This window comes from Corynebacterium sp. MSK122, assembly GCF_030229435.2.
Classification (GTDB): domain Bacteria; phylum Actinomycetota; class Actinomycetes; order Mycobacteriales; family Mycobacteriaceae; genus Corynebacterium; species Corynebacterium marquesiae.
Genome location: NZ_JASPHV020000051.1, coordinates 1 through 1,828, shown reverse-complemented (window position 1 = coordinate 1,828; position 1,828 = coordinate 1). Strand labels below are relative to the sequence as shown.

At 66.6% G+C, this 1,828-nt stretch carries 2 pseudogenes; both read right to left on the bottom strand.

The annotated features are described in order from the left end of the window. Positions 1-302: pseudogene (locus tag QP934_RS11375) on the bottom strand (hypothetical protein); the annotation flags it as partial. A gap of 51 nt (positions 303-353) precedes the next feature. After that, positions 354-1,828, bottom strand: a pseudogene (locus QP934_RS11370) (hypothetical protein); the annotation flags it as partial.

Here is a 1,828-nt window from a genome sequence, read left to right as displayed (position 1 = left end):
GGAGATGTGTATAAGAGACAGGGCTGCTGCGGCTGCTGCGGCTTCTTGTTAGCCGCTTCCGGCGTGGCAGGCCGCTCGTGACGGGCAGGTGGGTGCGGCTTCGGCTTCGGTTTTGGCTTGGGCTTTGCGGCATCCGGTTCGCCGGACGGTCGCACCGCGCGGCGCAGCCGAGTGCGTCGCTGTTCTGCGCCCGGTTTGGGCGTTGTGGACCTGGCCGCGTGGCGCGAAGCCACCGTCGCGGGCGACGGGGCTGGGGCCGACGCCGGCGTGTGCTGCGGGGAGGGGCCAGGTGTGTTGTTCATTAAACTCAGTGTAGTATCCCGCATTTCGTGCAGGGGGACAGGGCGCGCCGCTTAATTTTCCACGACGATGACGGCGACCTTCGGCGGAGTCGTTGGTTCCTCGGGCTCCTCAGGTCGCCCGGGTTCCTCCGGCTCTGCGGGCTCTGCTGGCTCTGCCGGTTTCTCCGGTCCTTCCGGTTCTTCCGGCTCGGACGGTACCAGCGGCACCTCCGGTCCATCCGGTGCGCTGCGGTGTGTCCTAGGCGGTGCCGGTTCGAGCTCTACGGTGATCTCTGGTTCGGGGGTGGGGTCGATTTCTGAGCCAGGGATCGTCGTCGTAGGAGCAGTAGTCTCCGGTTCTGGCGTTGGCTCGAGTTCGGAACCTGGGATCGTGGTTTCCGGCGCCGGCTCAGGCTCGGACTCCGAGGTCAGCAACGGAGACGTCGTCGTAGGCGCGGTCGACTCCGAGGGCTTTGGTTCCGAGGACGCAGGCTTTGAAGATTCGGGCTCGGGCTGTGCCGAAGTGGACGTAGAGGACGCAGAGGTAGGCGTAGACGGGTCTGCAGCCTGGGTCGGCTCAGACGTTGGCTCGCTCGTGGCAGAACTGGTGGCGGAGCTGGAAGGCTCTGTGGTCTGCTTTTCCGTCGAGGCTGCGGTGGTGGTTTCAGCCGTCGTTTTCTCGGAAGTTGTCTTTTCCGAGGTAGACGTGCTTGAGGTCGGCAGATCGGACGGCTCGGCAGGCGAGGATGCCGCAGAGGACGGCTCCGCAGATGTCGTGTTCTTCGTGGACTCCGTGGTCTGAGAAGGCTCTGCAGACTGGGAGGACGAGGAGGTTGCGGTCGGCTTCTTGGCCGCCGCTACCTGGGGTGCGGGTTCCGAGTTGGAGGATGGCGTCGAGGCAGGCGTGGTCTGAGACGGTGCCGGGGCCGAGGCGACGTCATTGGCTGCGGCCATGGCGGCAGCAGCCGCAGCGGAGGCGGCGCGGGAAATTGCCTGGGAATCCTCGCCGCGGTGGCCGCCGCGGGGTTCGCTGTGGTGGCCACGTCGGTTGTCGGAGGCAGGGGCGTGGGTCTGGGTATGGTCAGCGTGAGGAGAGTGCGTCGCGCTGGGCTTTTTCGTGGTCTGCGAAGGGGAGGTGTGGTGGTGCGGTGCTGGAGAAGAGGGGGCGTCGGCAAGCGGGGGCTGAGCCGAGGTACCGCTAGTGGGGCCGGCATCGTGGATGCGCGGCGTGGCGGGGTGCGCGGGGCGCTTGGGACCATTGCCGTCGAAGTGGGAAGAATGGTTGCCTTCCGGAGCAGGAGCGGTGGAAGGTGCGTTGGTGTCCGAAAGGGCTTCGTCCTCGCTCAGCAGGTTGGTGGCCACGGTGGCACCGCCACCAACGAGCACGGCGACGCCGGCTGCGGCCAGCAGGTTCGAGGTCACAGCACCGGAAGCACCAGCAGCACCGGCAGCAGAGGTGACGCTGAAACCGCTGGTTGCGGAAGCGCCGGCGGTAGTGGCGCCGGCAGTCTGTCTCTTATACACATCTGACGCTGCCGACGAATAGC